This is a genomic window from Castellaniella sp. (assembly GCF_049671645.1).
Lineage (GTDB): Bacteria > Pseudomonadota > Gammaproteobacteria > Burkholderiales > Burkholderiaceae_B > Castellaniella.
This window is the reverse complement of sequence record NZ_JBATVG010000008.1, coordinates 87183-102561: the sequence shown is the minus strand read 5'-3', so window position 1 is coordinate 102561 and position 15379 is coordinate 87183. Positions and strand designations below refer to the sequence as shown.

At 65.2% G+C, this 15379-nt stretch carries 17 protein-coding genes; 15 read left to right on the top strand and 2 right to left on the bottom strand.

Going from position 1 to position 15379, the window contains the following annotated elements:
* The first annotated feature begins 29 nt into the window (after positions 1 to 29).
* The gene (locus WBG56_RS02865) at positions 30 to 392 is read left to right on the top strand and encodes a protocatechuate 4,5-dioxygenase subunit alpha (RefSeq protein WP_424265048.1); all 363 of its coding nucleotides are present in this window, start codon (positions 30 to 32) and stop codon (positions 390 to 392) included.
* A gap of 2 nt (positions 393 to 394) precedes the next feature.
* Positions 395 to 1246 (top strand): class III extradiol dioxygenase family protein, encoded by an 852-nt coding sequence (locus tag WBG56_RS02860; protein WP_424265046.1) that lies wholly within the window; start codon positions 395 to 397, stop codon positions 1244 to 1246.
* A gap of 39 nt (positions 1247 to 1285) precedes the next feature.
* On the opposite strand, the gene WBG56_RS02855 is transcribed toward WBG56_RS02860, so the two are convergent.
* The gene (locus WBG56_RS02855) at positions 1286 to 2020 is read right to left on the bottom strand and encodes an alpha/beta fold hydrolase (RefSeq protein WP_424265044.1); all 735 of its coding nucleotides are present in this window, start codon (positions 2018 to 2020) and stop codon (positions 1286 to 1288) included.
* A gap of 161 nt (positions 2021 to 2181) precedes the next feature.
* Between WBG56_RS02855 and WBG56_RS02850 the strand changes: the two genes are divergently transcribed.
* From WBG56_RS02850 to WBG56_RS02825, 6 genes are all read left to right on the top strand, one after another.
* Positions 2182 to 2661 (top strand): MarR family winged helix-turn-helix transcriptional regulator, encoded by a 480-nt coding sequence (locus WBG56_RS02850; protein ID WP_424265042.1) that lies wholly within the window; start codon positions 2182 to 2184, stop codon positions 2659 to 2661.
* A 185-nt stretch (positions 2662 to 2846) separates the two neighbouring features.
* Positions 2847 to 3899, top strand: coding sequence for a Rieske 2Fe-2S domain-containing protein (locus tag WBG56_RS02845; protein ID WP_424265040.1), 1053 nt, complete (start codon positions 2847 to 2849; stop codon positions 3897 to 3899).
* Between the two features lie 70 nt (positions 3900 to 3969).
* Positions 3970 to 4944, top strand: a complete 975-nt coding sequence (locus tag WBG56_RS02840; RefSeq protein WP_424265038.1) for a PDR/VanB family oxidoreductase — start codon at positions 3970 to 3972, stop codon at positions 4942 to 4944.
* A 46-nt stretch (positions 4945 to 4990) separates the two neighbouring features.
* Positions 4991 to 6160: an ABC transporter substrate-binding protein gene (locus WBG56_RS02835; RefSeq protein WP_424265036.1), complete on the top strand. Its 1170-nt coding sequence runs from the start codon at positions 4991 to 4993 to the stop codon at positions 6158 to 6160.
* Positions 6161 to 6253: 93 nt separating this feature from the next.
* Positions 6254 to 7252 carry an aldo/keto reductase gene (locus tag WBG56_RS02830; protein WP_424265034.1) on the top strand — a complete coding sequence of 333 codons (999 nt, stop codon included), beginning with the start codon at positions 6254 to 6256 and terminating at the stop codon, positions 7250 to 7252.
* Positions 7253 to 7318: 66 nt separating this feature from the next.
* Complete coding sequence (locus tag WBG56_RS02825) at positions 7319 to 8212, top strand: DUF1932 domain-containing protein (protein ID WP_424265032.1); 894 nt, start codon at positions 7319 to 7321, stop codon at positions 8210 to 8212.
* Between the two features lie 10 nt (positions 8213 to 8222).
* On the opposite strand, the gene WBG56_RS02820 is transcribed toward WBG56_RS02825, so the two are convergent.
* Positions 8223 to 9137: a LysR family transcriptional regulator gene (locus tag WBG56_RS02820; RefSeq protein WP_424265030.1), complete on the bottom strand. Its 915-nt coding sequence runs from the start codon at positions 9135 to 9137 to the stop codon at positions 8223 to 8225.
* A gap of 137 nt (positions 9138 to 9274) precedes the next feature.
* On the opposite strand from WBG56_RS02820, the gene WBG56_RS02815 reads away from it, so the two are divergent.
* The 7 genes from WBG56_RS02815 to WBG56_RS02785 are packed head-to-tail and all read left to right on the top strand — an operon-like array spanning position 9275 to position 15362.
* Positions 9275 to 10432 (top strand): 4-oxalomesaconate tautomerase, encoded by a 1158-nt coding sequence (locus WBG56_RS02815; protein WP_424265028.1) that lies wholly within the window; start codon positions 9275 to 9277, stop codon positions 10430 to 10432.
* A 43-nt stretch (positions 10433 to 10475) separates the two neighbouring features.
* Positions 10476 to 11504 carry an amidohydrolase family protein gene (locus WBG56_RS02810; RefSeq protein ID WP_424265135.1) on the top strand — a complete coding sequence of 343 codons (1029 nt, stop codon included), beginning with the start codon at positions 10476 to 10478 and terminating at the stop codon, positions 11502 to 11504.
* A gap of 19 nt (positions 11505 to 11523) precedes the next feature.
* Entirely contained in the window at positions 11524 to 12219 is a 696-nt protein-coding gene (ligK, locus tag WBG56_RS02805; RefSeq protein WP_424265026.1) for a 4-carboxy-4-hydroxy-2-oxoadipate aldolase/oxaloacetate decarboxylase, read from the top strand.
* A gap of 10 nt (positions 12220 to 12229) precedes the next feature.
* Entirely contained in the window at positions 12230 to 13147 is a 918-nt protein-coding gene (locus tag WBG56_RS02800) for an amidohydrolase family protein (protein ID WP_424265024.1), read from the top strand.
* Between the two features lie 3 nt (positions 13148 to 13150).
* Positions 13151 to 13540 carry a protocatechuate 4,5-dioxygenase subunit alpha gene (ligA, locus tag WBG56_RS02795; protein WP_424265022.1) on the top strand — a complete coding sequence of 130 codons (390 nt, stop codon included), beginning with the start codon at positions 13151 to 13153 and terminating at the stop codon, positions 13538 to 13540.
* Positions 13537 to 14403 carry a class III extradiol dioxygenase subunit beta gene (locus WBG56_RS02790; RefSeq protein ID WP_424265020.1) on the top strand — a complete coding sequence of 289 codons (867 nt, stop codon included), beginning with the start codon at positions 13537 to 13539 and terminating at the stop codon, positions 14401 to 14403. Before ligA ends, WBG56_RS02790 begins: the two co-directional genes overlap by 4 nt.
* Positions 14403 to 15362, top strand: a complete 960-nt coding sequence (locus WBG56_RS02785) for a Gfo/Idh/MocA family oxidoreductase (protein WP_424265019.1) — start codon at positions 14403 to 14405, stop codon at positions 15360 to 15362. Before WBG56_RS02790 ends, WBG56_RS02785 begins: the two co-directional genes overlap by 1 nt.
* The last annotated feature ends 17 nt before the right edge of the window (positions 15363 to 15379 follow it).

Here is a 15379-nt window from a genome sequence, read left to right as displayed (position 1 = left end):
GGGCGGGGCGTTTTTCAAGGAGACCCCTCATGACGACAGTCCAGACCCGCGCGCGCCGGCGCGATATTCCCGGCACGGCGATCTTTGACGGCGACCTGGCGCGGATCGGCTACGCCCTGAACCGCATGTGCTTCAGCTTCAATGCGGCGCCATGCCGCGCGGCCTTCTTGCAGGACGAAGAAGCCTACATGACGCGTTACCGCCTGAATGACGAGCAGAAAGCCGCCGTGCGCAGCCGCGAGGTGCTGCGCATGATCGCGGCGGGCGGCCATCCCTATTACCTGGCCAAACTGGCCGGCATCTTCGGCCTGGACATGCAGGACATCGGCGCCCAGCAGACCGGCATGAGCAAACAGGCATTCCAGGCGAAACTCGCCGCAGCGGGAGCATGACCATGGCGCATCTCATCGGCAGCATCAGCACTTCCCACGTTCCGGCCATCGGCGGCGCGCTGGCCCGCCAGAAGCAGCAGGATCCTTACTGGAAGCCGTTTTTCGACGCCTATGATCAGGCCCGCGACTGGCTGGCGCAGACGCGCCCCGACGTGGTCGTGATCCTGCACAACGACCATGGCCTGAATTTCTTCCTGGACAAGATGCCGACTTTCTCGGTGGGGGCGGCGCCGTCCTATCAGACCGCGGATGAAGGTTGGGGCATTCCCGCCCTGGTCGAACCGCGCGGTTGCGTGGATCTGTCCTGGCACATCGTCGAGACCCTGGTGGCCGACGAGTTCGACATCACCACCTGCCAGGAAGCCCTGATCGACCATGCGGTGTCCCTGCCGCTGGCCTTGCTGTGGCCCGAAGGCCAGCAGTCCGGGGCCTGGCCGGTGGAAATCGTGCCGGTCTGCATCAACACGGTGCTGGCGCCGTACCCCTCGGCCTCCCGCTGTTATCGCCTGGGCCAGTCGCTGCGCCGCGCCATCGAGTCCTGGGACGATGATCGGCGGGTGCTTGTGATCGCCAGCGGCGGCCTGTCGCATCAGCTGGACGGCGAGCGCGCGGGCTTCATCAACAAGCCCTTCGACCTGCAGTTCATGGGCAGCCTGGTGGACGACCCGACCTGGATCACGCAGTATTCCAACGAGGAACTGGTGGAACTGGCGGGCACGCAAGGCATCGAGCTGCTGATGTGGGTGGCGGCGCGGGGCGTGCTGGATGACATGCCGGTGCGCAAGCGCCACGCTCATTATCACGTGCCGATTTCCAATACCGCCACCGGCCTGCTGGTGCTGGAACCGGCCTGACGCCCGCCGGAACGGAGCAGGCCGCCGGCGGGCATGGGGTCATGCCGTCAGACGATGCCGCGCGGCCCAGTCCAGGATGCGTTCCAGGCAGGCCGCCGGCGCTTCGAAGGGCGCCATGTGGCCCGCATCCGGGATGGCGCCCAGCTCGGCGCCGGGGATCTGGCGGGCCATGTCCTCGTGCCGCGACAAGGGGCTCCAGCGGTCCTGCGTGCCGCTCATGAGCAGCGTCGGGCAGGCGATCCGGGGTAGCAGGCCGCCGGCGTCGGGGCGCTCGATGAGCGCCTGGATCTGGCCGGCGAATGATTCCACGCCGGAGCGCAGCACCATGTCCCGCATGCGCTGCATGAGAACAGCGTTGTTGCCGGTGTCCGCTGTGATCATGCCGGCCAGCCAGCTTTCGACGATGGCGGCGATGCCGCCGGCTTGAGCAGCCTGGACGATGGCATGCCGTTTGTCGATCTCGCCGGCGCCCAGGCCCTGATATCCGGTGTTCATCAGGACGAGCCCCCGGATCCGGTCCGGGGCCTGCCGGACCATTTCCAGCGCGACGCGCCCGCCCATGGAGTGGCCTACGACGATCGCGGGACCGCGGATCCTGCCCAGGATGTCTGCCGCGGCCTGCGACAGCGACGCGATGCCGCTGAGATTCGCCGCAAGGACCGGGCCGGTGCGCGAGAGCGGCCCGATGAAGTCGGACCAGGTGTCCGCGTCGCACAGCAGGCCGTGCAGCAGGACCCAGGTGGGGGATGCGGGATTCATGTTCGGGTCGGTCATGTCTGTAGGGGTTCTGCGAGAGGTGGTTGTGCAAGAGGCGGGAGGGCGCGTTCCGTGAATATTTCCGGCGTGATAATCTTGACTGGGCGCGAGGGTGGCGCTCTGGAGAGCAGTTTGGGTGTTTTCAGCCGCGCGCCCGGCGGGTTTTCATGAGATTGCGCATGACGGATTCTATTCTGTACGAGCCTCTTTATGTCCAGCCGGGACACCTTCTGCGGCGTGCGCAGCAGATCTCCGCTTCTATTTTCCACGATGAGATCGGCAGCCGGGTCACCCCGATGCAGTACGCGGTGTTGTGCGTGGTGCTGGACAATCCCCACGTGGACCAGGTGTCCATGGCGGGGCTGGCGGCGGTGGACACTTCGACGGCGGCTAGCGTCGCCACCCGGCTGGAAGAAAAGGGGCTGCTGCTGCGCGCAGTCGACCCGGCCGATCGGCGCCAGCGCCGATTGTCCCTGACGCCGGCGGGCTGCGATCTTCTGCGCGAGGTCAACGACGGAATCGCCCGGCTGCACCAGCGTATCTTCGAGAAGTTCTCGGCCCAGGAAGAAGCCCAGTTCATGACCTTGCTGGAAAAGCTGGTCCACCTGAATAATCACCAAAGCCGGGCGCCGCTCACGGTGGCCTCCGAAGGCCGGTAAACCGCGGGGTCCGCCGCCCGGCTGCGGGTAAACCTCCAGAGGGTTAGTCCTAATTCATCCTCCAAGTCCTCATTTGTAGAATGGTTAAACGTTCAGTGCTCTGAATAATTGTGTACTGAAGGCTTAAGATTCAAATATCATCATGAATGGCGCGCCGTTTTCGCTGCCGCGCCAGGAGGACCCTCATGTTTCCCATGAATGCCTGGTACGTGGCCTGTACCCCGGATGAAGTCGTCGACAAACCGTTGGGCCGCACGATCTGCGGCCTGCAGATCGTGCTGTACCGGGGCCGGGAAGGCCGGGTCGCCGCTCTGGAGGACTTCTGCCCGCACCGGGGGGCGGCCTTGTCCCTGGGTTCGGTCGTGGACGGCAATCTGATGTGCGGCTATCACGGCCTGGTCATGGACTGTCATGGCAAGGCCGTTTCCATGCCGATGCAGCGGGTGGGCGGCTTCCCCTGTATCCGCAGCTACCCGGTCGAAGAGCGCCACGGCTTCGTCTGGATCTGGCCCGGCGATCCGGCGCTCGCCGATCTCTCGGCCATTCCCGACCTGCCTTGGGCGGACGATCCTGAATGGGCCTTTGGCGGCGGCCTGTACCACATCCAGTGCAGTTATCGGCTGATGATCGATAATCTCATGGACCTGACCCACGAGGCCTATGTGCATGCCGGCAGCATCGGTCAGGACGAAATCGACCAGTCGCCCGTCAAAACGCACATCGAAGGCCGGCAGGTCGTCACCAGCCGCGAAATGAATGACATCGTTGCGCCGCCCTTCTGGCAGCTGGGCATGCGGGCCAGCGGCCTGGATGATCAGGCCCGGGTGGATCGCTGGCAATATTCGCGCTTTACCGCGCCGGGCAGCGTGCTGATCGACGTGGGGGTGGCGCTGGCGGGAGCGGGCGGCATCCAGGCGGACCCCGCCAAGCGGGTATCGGCGATCGTAGTGGACTTCATGACGCCGGAAACCGAATCCTCCCATTGGTATTTCTGGGGCATGGCGCGGCACTTCAAACCGGACGACGCGGCCTTGACGGAATCCATCCGGGAGGGGCAGGGCAAGATCTTCAATCAGGATCTGGCCGTCCTGGAAGCCCAGCAGCGCAACCGCGAGGCATTCAGCGACCGTCGTCTGCTGGCGCTGAATATTGATTCCGGCGGCGTGCGGGCCAACCGTATCCTGGATGATCTCGTCGCAGCCGAACGCGCGGTGTCATCCGAGGCCGCGGTGGGCTAAAGTGCAGCTTGTCCCCGCTCCGGCACGCGGCACATGAGCCGGCCGGAGGCTGGGCGCGCGAGAGAAAACCATGACTGATATTTTGTTGTCCGTCCGTGTGGCTGCCAAACATGAGGCAGCCCAGGACATCGTGAGCCTGGATCTGGAAGATCCCGCAGGCGGCCCCCTGCCGGCCTTTACGCCCGGCGCGCATATCGACGTGCATTTGCCCAACGGGCTGATCCGGCAGTATTCGCTGATGAACGATTGTCGGCAGCACGGCCGTTTCCGGATCGGCATCCTGCGCGAGCCGCAGTCCCGGGGCGGGTCCGTCGCTTTGCATGATCAGGTGCAAAACGGCGATCTGCTGCGCATCAGCCCTCCGCGCAACCGCTTCGAGCTGGTGCCTGCCGCGCATAGCCTGCTGCTGGGGGGCGGGATCGGCATCACCCCCATCCTGTGCATGGCGACCGAGCTGAATGCCCGGGGCGAGAGCTTTGCGCTGCATTACAGCTGCCGCAGCCGTGCGCGGGCCGCCTTCCTGGATGACATCGCGCCATTCGAGCAGGCGGGCCATGCCCATCTGCACTTCGACGACGAGCCTTCGACGGCGCTGGATGCCGCCGCGCTGCTGACCCGGGCGGCTCGGGACCGGGCGCAGGTCTACGTGTGCGGGCCGGCGGGCTATATCGAGTTCGTTCGCGCCCAGGCCCGGGCGGCGGGCGTTCCGGACGCGCAGGTCCATTTCGAACTGTTCGCGCTGGACGAGGCGGACAAGCCGCGCCCGGGAGACCAGGATCAGGCGTTTCAGGTGCAGCTGGCCAGCACCGGAGAGATCTTCGACATTCCGGCGGACGAGACCATCACGCATGCGCTGGATCGCCAGGGCGTCTTCATTCCCGTTTCTTGCGAGGAAGGCATCTGCGGCACCTGCCTGACGGGCGTGACGTCCGGCACGCCGGACCATCGCGACAGCTACCTGACCGACGAGGAGCATGCCGCCAACGATCAATTCACCCCATGCTGTTCGCGTGCTCGCACGCCTTTGCTGGTATTGGATCTATAGACCTTTTCACCTGAAGCACATCTTACAAAAACCAAGGAGACAATTCGTGAGACATTCCATCGGCAAGTTGCTGGTCGCCGCCGCCTTGGGGGCGGGTGCGCTGGGGTTGGCCCAGGCGCAGGATCTGAAGATCGGGATGGTGGTCCCGGCTTCGGGGCCCTTCGCATCCACGGGCCAGCAGATCATGAACGGGGCGAAGCTCTATCTGGATGAACACGGCGGCCTGCTGGGCGGGCGCAAGGCCGTCCTGCTGGAAAAGGACGATACCGGGATCTCGCCTGCGATCAGCAAGCGCCAGGCGCAAAACCTGTTGATTCAGGACAAGGTCGACCTCCTGGCCGGGTTCGGCCTGACGCCGGCCGCGTTCGCGGTGGCGCCGCTGGCGACCGAGGCCAAGATTCCCATGATCGTGTTGAACGCGGCGACCTCGTCCATCACGGAAAAATCGCCCTATATCGTGCGCACCTCGATGACGCTGCCGCAGGTCGCTGCGCCCATGGCCAGTTGGGCGGCGAAAAACGGCATCCATTCCGTGTATCTGCTGGTGGCGGATTACGGCCCCGGCCATGATGCCGCGGCCCAGTTCAAAAAGACGTTCACGGCGGCGGGCGGCAGCATCGCGGGCGAGATCCATACCCCGCTGACCAGCCCGGATTTCGCGCCTTTCCTCCAGAAGATCAAGGATGCCAAGCCGGATGCGATCTTCTCCTTCGTGCCTAACGGCGAACAGGGCGTGGCGCTGGCCAAGGGCTACAAGGAACGGGGGCTGGACAAGAGCGGCATCCGTCTCCTGGCCACGGGCGACGTGGTGACGGAAGACGTGCTGGGGGCGATGGGAGACAATGCCCTGGGGATGATTACGTCGTTCCACTATTCCACGGCGCACGAATCGCCGGAGAACAAGGCGTTCGTGGCGGCCTATGCCAAGGCGTATCCCAATGTGCGCCCGAACATGGTCGCCGTGGCCGCCTATGACGGCATGCGCCTGATCGACGAGGTTCTGAAAAAGGACCAGGGCAATGTCCGGGGCGACGCCTTCGTGGCGGCCGCCAAGGGCATGAAGTGGATCAGCCCGCGCGGCCCGGTGGAAATCGATCCGCAGACGCGCGACATCATCCAGAACGTCTATATCCGCAAAGTCGAAAAAGTCGACGGCATGCTGCAGAACGTGGAGTTCGACACGATCAAGGCGGTGAAAGACCCCGGCAAGCAATAAGCGCCGCACGGCATCCCATAGCAATCGGTTATAGCTGTTAGTCGTCGATGCGGGCTTACCTTATCCCGGCGTTCTGGGGATAATCGAACCACTATGACACAGACACGCACGATTGCCGGGATGCCGGTGTTTCCGGTCGGCCTGGGATGCATGGGCCTCAGTCACGGCTACGGCCCGGCCGTTCCGCCTGAACAGGCGCAGGCCTTGCTGCTGGGGGCGCTGGATCAGGGGGTGACGCTGTTCGACACGGCGGCGCTCTATGGCTTCGGGCACAACGAAGAACTCGTGGGCCGGGTGCTGTCGGCGCATCGCAGCCGCTTCTTCCTGGCCAGCAAATGCGGCGTCTTCCGGGAAGACGGCCAGCGCCGCATCGATGGCCGCCCCGATACCCTGCGCCGCACCTGCGAAGACTCCCTGCGCCGTCTGCGCACCGATGTCATCGATCTGTATTATCTGCACCGCTGGGACAAATCCGTCCCTATCGAGGACAGCATCGGCGCATTGGCGGATCTGGCTCAGGCGGGAAAGATCCGCCACATCGGTTTATCCGAAGTCTCGGCCGACACCTTGCGCCGGGCGCATGCGGTGCACCCCATCGCGGCGGTGCAAAGCGAATATTCCCTGTGGTCGCGCAACGTGGAAATCGCCGTCTTGCAGGCCTGCCGCGAACTGGGCGCTGCGCTCGTGGCCTTCAGCCCGCTGGGCCGGGCCTTCCTGGCCGATGGCCTGCCGTCCATGACGGCGCTGGCGGACACCGACCTGCGCCTGCGCATGCCGCGTTTTCAGCCGGATGCGTTTGAGCGCAATCAGGCCTTGCTGGTCCTGCTGCGTGATCGCGCCCGGGGTCTGGACTGCACCCCCGGTCAGCTGGCCCTGGCCTGGCTGCTGCATCAGGGGCCGGATGTCATCCCCATCCCCGGCACGACCCGTCTGGCGCACCTCAGGGAAAACCTGGCCGCCGTCGATGTGGCGCCGGATGATGCGCTGTGCGCCGAGCTGGCCGCCCACTTCGACCACCACCGGGTGGCGGGGGACCGCTACGGGCCCGCCACGCAGCTGGAAGTCGATACGGAACAGTTTCCGCCCGCCTGAAACGCGGGGGCGTCGGCCGGCCCGGAACCCGGGCCGGCCATTCTATTTCAGTCTTTGGGAGCAGTCATGCAGACGACACAGTTGGGCTTGATCGGTTATGGCGAAGTCGGCGGGATTTTCTGCGCAGGCCTGGGGCCGCAAGTGGCGGGCGTCAGCGCCTGGGACCTGAAACTGGCCGATCCGGCGGCGGCGCAGCCGCTGCGCGACCGGGCCGCCCACGATGGCGTTATCCTGCGCGCTTCCTCCGCCGATCTGTGCGCCGCCAGCAATCTGGTGATTTCGGCCGTGACGGCGTCCAACACGGTGGCGGTGGCCCGCGAAGCGGCTGCCCACCTGCGGCCGGACACGGTTTTTCTGGACCTGAATTCCGCGTCTCCGGGGGCCAAGCGCGAAGCTGCCGCCCTGATCGAAGCGGCGGGCGGACACTATGTCGAAGCCGGGGTGATGACCTCGGTGCCGCCGTATGGCATTCGCGTGCCCATGCTGCTGGGCGGTCCGCATGCGGAAGCCCTGGCGGGGCAGCTGGCCGCCTGGGGCATGGATGCCAAGGCCGTATCGCCGGAACTGGGTGTGGCCTCGGCCATCAAGATGTGCCGCAGCGTCATGATCAAGGGCCTGGAAGCCCTGGTGATCGAAAGCTACACCGCCGCGCGCGCCTATGGGGTCGAGGACTACGTGCTGCCGACGCTGCAGGAAACCTTCCCGTCCATCGACTGGACGGAACAGGGACGTTATTTCTACAGCCGGGTGGTGCAGCATGGCCGGCGCCGCGCCGAGGAAATGCGCGAGGTCGCCAATACCGTACGCGAGGCCGGCTTCGAGCCCTGGATGGCCGCCGCGACGGCGGAAAAGCAGGACTGGGTCGCCGGGCTGGCCGCCCAGGGTCTGTTCGAAGGCGTCCAGAAGGCGGGCGGCTGGCAGGCTTACGCCGATCGCCTGGTCAAGCACGTCAAGGACTGACCGGCGGCGCTCAGCCGGCCTGGATCAGCGTGGTGGGGTAGGCCTCGCGCACCGTGCTGCGGATCAGCTCCAGCATGGCTTGCTGCGTCAGGGTCGTGATGCGCCCGGACGCCGTCGCCAGATACAGCCGGCTGGGCAGTTCGGGCTGGCTGATGGGGCGGATGTGATAGCGGTCCGGCTGCGCCGAGGTCAGCACGGCATGTTCGGTCAGCACCGCATAGCCGGCGCCGTCGGCCACCAGGTCCAGGATGGCCGGCACCCCGTCGATTTCCAGGCGGATGTTGGGGCGGCAGCCGATCAGCGCCATCTGTGATTCCAGCAGCATGCGGATGGTATGCGGCCGATTGGGAATCACCAGGGGGATGCCGGCCAGCGATCGCAGCGGCATGGCCTGGTGGGACGGGTGCGGGCCCTTGGGGCCGACCAGATACAGCAGTTCGCTGGTCAGGGGGCTGAGGTCCAGTTCCGCCGAGGCGCTGGGGTTGTAGAGCAGGGCGATGTCCAGGCGGCCCGCCAGCAGCGATTCCTGCATCATCACCGACAGGCCTTCGCTGATGGACAGCGTGGCGTTGGGCAGTTGCTTGCGGAATTTCCGGGTCAGCGGCACCGTCAGCATTTTCGACGCGCTGGGAACGATGCCCAGAACCACCCGGCCCGCCAGAGCGCCCTGGACCCGCGCCATGTCTTCTTTGGCGCGTTCGACCTGGTGCAGAATCCCCCGGCAGTGTTCCAGCAGCACTTTGCCGGCTTCGGTCGTGGTCACGCCCCGGCCATTGCGGTTCAGCAGGTTCTGGCGCAGTTCGACTTCCAGCAGCCGCACCTGCCGGCTGAGGGCGGGTTGGGCAATATCCAGGGCATGGGACGCCTGAGTGAAACTGCCCAGTTCGGCCACGCGGGTGAAGTATTCCAGCTGTTTGAGGTCCATATCAGGGTTTACCCTTAAGTTTGGCATGACACCGATCTTATTATACCGATTTGATATAGCAGCTAGTGTACGTATGCCCTTATTCACCAGGCAGCTTGCGCCCATAATGACTGCAACATAGCAACGGTGGTGGTGTGATGCAAAAGCCTGTTCCGGCCTTGTTCATGCGCGGGGGCACTTCGCGCGGGCCCTTTTTCCTGGAATCCGATCTGCCGGCCGATACGGCCGTCCGGGATCAGGTTCTGCTGGCCGTGATGGGGTCGCCCGACCGCCGGCAGATCGACGGCATGGGCGGGGCGCACCCCTTGACCAGCAAAGTCGGCATCGTGCGCTCGGGCACCACGCCGGGGGTCGATCTGGAATTCCTGTTCGCCCAATTGCAGCCGGACCAGGATACCGTCGACACCACGGCCAACTGCGGCAACATGCTGGCGGCCGTGGTGCCGTTCGCCCTGGAACGCGGCCTGATCCAGGCCCAGGGCGATCAGACGACGGCGCGCGTCCTGACCCGGAACACCGGGATGCAGTGCGATATTACCGTGCAGACGCCGCTCACGCCGGCCGGCCGTCAGGTCAGCTACGAAGGCCAGGCGCGCATCGACGGCGTGCCCAAGACCTCAGCCCCCATCACCATCAATTTCCTGGACACGGCCGGCTCGGTGTGTTCCGGCCTGCTGCCGACCGGCCGGGTGCTGGATCGCGTGCGCGTCGAGCCGCCGGCCGGGGCGCAGTTTCCGGCGTTCGAGATCGACGTGACCTGCATCGACAACGGCATGCCGCTGGTGCTGTTCCGGGCGCAGGACGTAGGTTGCACCGGGCAGGAGCGCCCGGCGGAGCTGAATGCCGACACGGCGCTGAAGGCCAGGATCGAGGCCTTGCGCCTGAAGACGGCGGAACTCATGGGGCTGGGCGACGTCAGCGGGCGCAACTACCCCAAGATGACGCTGGTGTCGGCCCCGCAGGACGGCGGCGCCATCAATACGCGCTGTTTCATCCCGCACGTCTGCCACGAGGCCATCGGTGTGCTGGCGGCCGTGACGGTCGGCACGGCCTGCGTGCTGGAAGGCTCCGTGCCGCACGCCCTGGCTCAGGTGCCCGGCGGCGCTCGCAAGGCCGTTTCCATCGAACACCCCAGCGGCGAATTCACCGTTGAACTTGAACTGGACCCGCATGACGCTCAAAAAGTCGTGCGGGCCGCCTTGCTGCGCACGGCGCGTCTCATCATGCGCGGTGAAGTCATGGTCCCCGGCTCCGTCTGGCAGGCGGCGGGGGTGGACGACGACTGCGCTCGCTGATCCGGCTTATCAAAAGGAATCTGTCAACATGAACCGAAAACCCCTGATCATCGATTGCCATGGGCACTACACGACCGCCCCGCAGGCGTTGGCCGATTGGCGTGAACGGCAGATCGCCGGCATTCAGGACCCGGCGCAAAAGCCGCAGGTCTCCGACCTGCGCATCAGCGACGATGATCTGCGCGAGAGCATCGAGGCCAACCAACTGCGCCTGATGCTCGAGCGCGGCTCCGACCTGACGATCTTTTCGCCCCGGGCCAGCTTCATGGCGCATCACATCGGCGATTTTCAGGTCTCCAGCACTTGGTCGGCGATCTGCAACGAGCTGTGCCACCGGGTCGCCACGCTGTTCCCGGATCATTTCGCCATGGCCGCCATGTTGCCGCAGTCGCCCGGCGTGGACCCGGCCACCTGCATTCCCGAGCTGGAAAAGTGCGTCAAGGAATACGGCGCGGTCGGCATCAACCTGAATCCGGATCCGTCCGGCGGGCACTGGACGTCGCCGCCGCTGTCCGATCATTCCTGGTATCCGATCTACGAAAAGATGGTGGAATACGACATTCCGGCCATGATCCACGTGTCCACCAGCTGCAATCCCTCCTTTCACACGACGGGGGCTCATTACCTGAACGCCGACACCACGGCCTTCATGCAGTGCCTGACCTCGGATCTGTTCCGGGACTTCCCCACGTTGCGCTTCGTCATTCCGCATGGAGGCGGCGCGGCGCCTTATCACTGGGGCCGCTTCCGCGGCCTGGCCCAGGCGCTGAAAAAACCGCTGCTGGACGAACATCTGCTGAATAATGTGTTTTTCGATACCTGTGTCTACCATCAGCCGGGCATCGATCTGCTGACGCGGGTCATCCCGGTCAAAAACGTGCTGTTCGCCTCGGAAATGATCGGCGCGGTGCGCGGCATCGACCCCGAGACCGGCCATTATTTCGACGACACCAAACGCTACATCGAGGCGGCCACCGTCCTGTCCGACGCCGACCGCTTCCAGATTTACGAGGGCAATGCCCGGCGCGTCTTCCCGCGCCTGGACGCCGCCCTGAAGGCCAAGGGCCTTTGATCTCTAGAGGATGATGGATATGAGCACTCCCTTGAATCAGCTGGGTGTCGTGCATCGCACGATTCAGCGCGCCGACCCCGCCGCCGTGGAACATCTGTCGCATTTCGGCGTGGCGACCATCCACGAGGCCATGGGCCGCGTCGGCCTGATGAAGCCCTATATGCGGCCGGTCTGGCGCGGGGCGCGCATGTGCGGCACGGCCGTCACGGTGCTGTTGCAGCCGGGCGATAACTGGATGCTGCACGTGGCCGCCGAGCAGATCCGCCCGGGCGACGTCGTGGTGGCCGCCTGCACGGCCGACAGCACCGACGGTTTCTTCGGCGACTTGCTGGCCACGTCCTTCAAGGCGCGCGGCGCGCGCGGCCTGATCATCGACGGCGGCGTGCGTGATGTCGATACGCTGGAATCCATGGAATTCCCCGTCTTCTCGCGAGCCATCAGTTCCCGGGGCACGATCAAGGCCACGCTGGGCTCGGTCAACATCCCGGTGGTGTGCGCCGGCGCAGCCATCATGCCGGGCGACGTGGTCGTGGCCGATACCGATGGGGTGGTGGTGGTGCCGGCGGCGATCGCCGGCGAAGTCGCCGCCAAGGCCCAGGCCCGCGAGGACAATGAAGGCAACAAGCGCGACATCTTCGCCTCCGGCGTGCTGGGGCTGGATTACTACAAGATGCGCGAGGGCCTGGAGAAGGCCGGCTTGAAATACCTGGATTGAGGACTGCGCCATGAGCAACGTCGAACCCTTCATCAAGACCCCGGGCTGGCTGGATTACTACGACGGCCCCAGCCGTCCGCGTTTCCGCTTGCCGCCCGATGCCGTGGACGCGCATTGCCATGTCTTCGGGCCGGGGGCCGTTTTTCCCTATGCGCCGCAGCGCAAATACACGCCCTGCGACGCGCCGAAAGAGGCCTTGTTCGCCTTGCGCGACCACCTGGGGTTCGCGAAGAACGTGATCGTGCAGGCGACCTGCCACGGCACGGACAATCGCGCCCTGGTCGATGCCCTGAAAGCGTCCGGCGGCCGGGCCCGCGGGGTGGCGACGGTGTCGCAGGACATCACGGATGCCGAACTGCAGGCCCTGCATGCCGCCGGGGTCCGCGGCACGCGCTTCAACTTCGTCAAGCGCCTGGCGGATTTCACGCCGCGCGAGGTCCTGGCCGACATCGCCGCCCGCATCGCACCGCTGGGCTGGCACGTGGTGGTCTACTTCGAATCCAAGGACCTGCCCGAACTGTATGATTTCTTCACCGCGCTGCCGACGACGGTGGTGGTCGATCACATGGGGCGTCCCGACGTCACCCAGCCGGTGGACGGGCCCGAGTTCCAGCGCTTCGTCGCGCTGATGCGCGAGCACCCCAATATCTGGAGCAAGGTCAGCTGCCCAGAACGCCTCAGCCAGTCCGGGCCCCACGCCCTGAACGGCGAACAGCATGCCTATCAGGATGTCGTGCCCTTTGCCCGCAGCCTGGTGGAAACGTTCCCGGATCGTGTCCTGTGGGGCACGGATTGGCCGCACCCGAACCTGAAGTCCCACATGCCCGACGACGGGCTGCTGGTGGACTACATCCCGCAGATTGCCCCGACGGCGGCCTTGCAGCGCAGCCTGCTGGTGGACAATCCGAACCGCTTGTACTGGAGTTGAGCCATGTCCTTGAACAAGCCCTATACCGATATTCCCGGCACCACGATCTTCGATGCCGATCAGTCCCGAGTGGGCTACCACCTGAATCAGTTCTGCATGTCGCTGATGAAGGCCGACAATCGCAAGCGGTTTCTGGCCGACGAGCGCGCCTATCTGGATGAGTGGCCCATGACCGAGGACCAGAAGCAGGCCGTGCTGGCGCGCGATCTGAATCGCTGCCTGGAATTGGGCGGCAACATTTATTTCCTGGCCAAGCTGGGCGCCACCGATGGCCGCTCCTTCCAGTACATGGCCGCGAGCATGACCGGCATGTCCCAGGAAGACTACGCCGCCATGATGCTGGCGGGCGGGCGTTCCGCCAAAGGCAACCGCAAAATCGGAGAACACTCATGAGCCAGACTCACGCCCGCATCACCGCCAGCGTGTACACGTCCCATGTGCCGGCCATCGGCGCCGCCCTGGATCTGGGCAAGACGGGCACCGATTACTGGGCGCCGCTGTTCAAGGGCTATGAACCTTCAAAGCAATGGCTGCAGGACAACACCCCCGACGTCATCTTCCTGGTCTACAACGATCATGCCACGGCCTTCAGCCTGGACTTCATCCCGACATTCGCCATCGGCTGCGCAGCGCAGTATCAGCCGGCCGATGAAGGCTGGGGCGCGCGTCCCGTGCCGCCCGTGATCGGCCACCCCGAACTGGCGGCGCACATCGCCCAGTCGGTCATCCAGCAGGATTTCGATCTGACCATCGTCAACAAGATGGACGTGGATCATGGCCTGACCGTGCCGCTGTCGCTGATGTGCGGCCAGCCGCAGGCCTGGCCGTGCCCGGTCATTCCGTTCGCCGTCAACGTGGTCCAGTATCCCGTGCCCTCGGGGCAGCGCTGCTTCCAGCTGGGGCAGGCGATCCGCCGCGCCATCGAAAGCTTCGACCGGCCCCTGAATGTGCAGATCTGGGGCACCGGCGGCATGAGCCATCAGTTGCAGGGGCCCCGCGCCGGGTTGATCAACAGCGAATTCGACAATGCCTTCCTGGATCGTCTGATCGCCGATCCCGCCGGGCAGGCGTCGGTGCCGCACATCGATTACGTGCGCGAAGCCGGCTCCGAAGGCATCGAACTGGTGATGTGGCTGATCGCCCGCGGGGCCATGGCCGACGTGGCGGGCGGGCCCGCGCCGCGCGTCGTGCATCGCTTCTACCATGTGCCCGCGTCGAATACGGCGGTGGGGCATCTGATTCTGGAGGAACAATAATGGCGGATCAATCCTTGAAGGTCGCTCTGGCCGGGGCCGGCGCCTTCGGCATCAAGCACCTGGACGGCATCGCCCGCATCGATGGCGTGGACGTCGTCGCCCTGGTCAGCCGCGATCTGGAAAAAACCCGGGCCGTGGCGCAGAAGTACGGTATCGAACAATCCACCACCGATCTGGATGAAGTGCTCAAGCGTCCGGATGTCGATGCCGTCATCCTGTGCACGCCCACCCAGATGCATGCGGCGCAGGCCATGGCCTGCCTGCGCGCCGGCAAGCACGTGCAGGTCGAAATTCCCATGGCCGACACGCTGCAGGATGCGCAAGCCCTGGCGGCCCTGGCGCGCCAAAGCGGCAAGGTCGCCATGTGCGGCCACACGCGCCGCTTCAACCCCAGCCACCAGTACGTGCATCAGCGCATTCGGGCCGGCGAATTCCACATCCAGCAGATGGATGTGCAGACCTATTTCTTCCGCCGCACCAATATGAACGCGCTGGGCGAGCCGCGCAGCTGGACCGACCACCTGCTGTGGCATCACGCGGCCCACACCGTGGACCTGTTCGCCTATCAGTGCGGCAGCCCGATCGTGAAAGCCAATGCCGTCCAGGGGCCGGTCCACCCGACCCTGGGCATCGCCATGGACATGTCCATCCAGCTACAGGCCGCCAACGGGGCGATCTGCACCTTGTCGCTCAGCTTCAACAATGACGGCCCTCTGGGCACGTTCTTCCGCTACATCGGCGATACCGCCACCTATATCGCCCGCTATGACGATCTGGTCACCGGGCGCGACGAAGTCATCGACGTCAGCCGGGTGGACGTCTCCATGAACGGCATCGAATTGCAGGACCGCGAATTCTTCGCGGCGATCCGCGAGGGGCGGGAGCCCAACTCCAGCGTCGAGCAGGTCTTGCCGTGCTATCAGGTGTTACATGACCTTGAGCAGCAGCTGGCCGGCTGAAAAGCTGGTTTTTATTA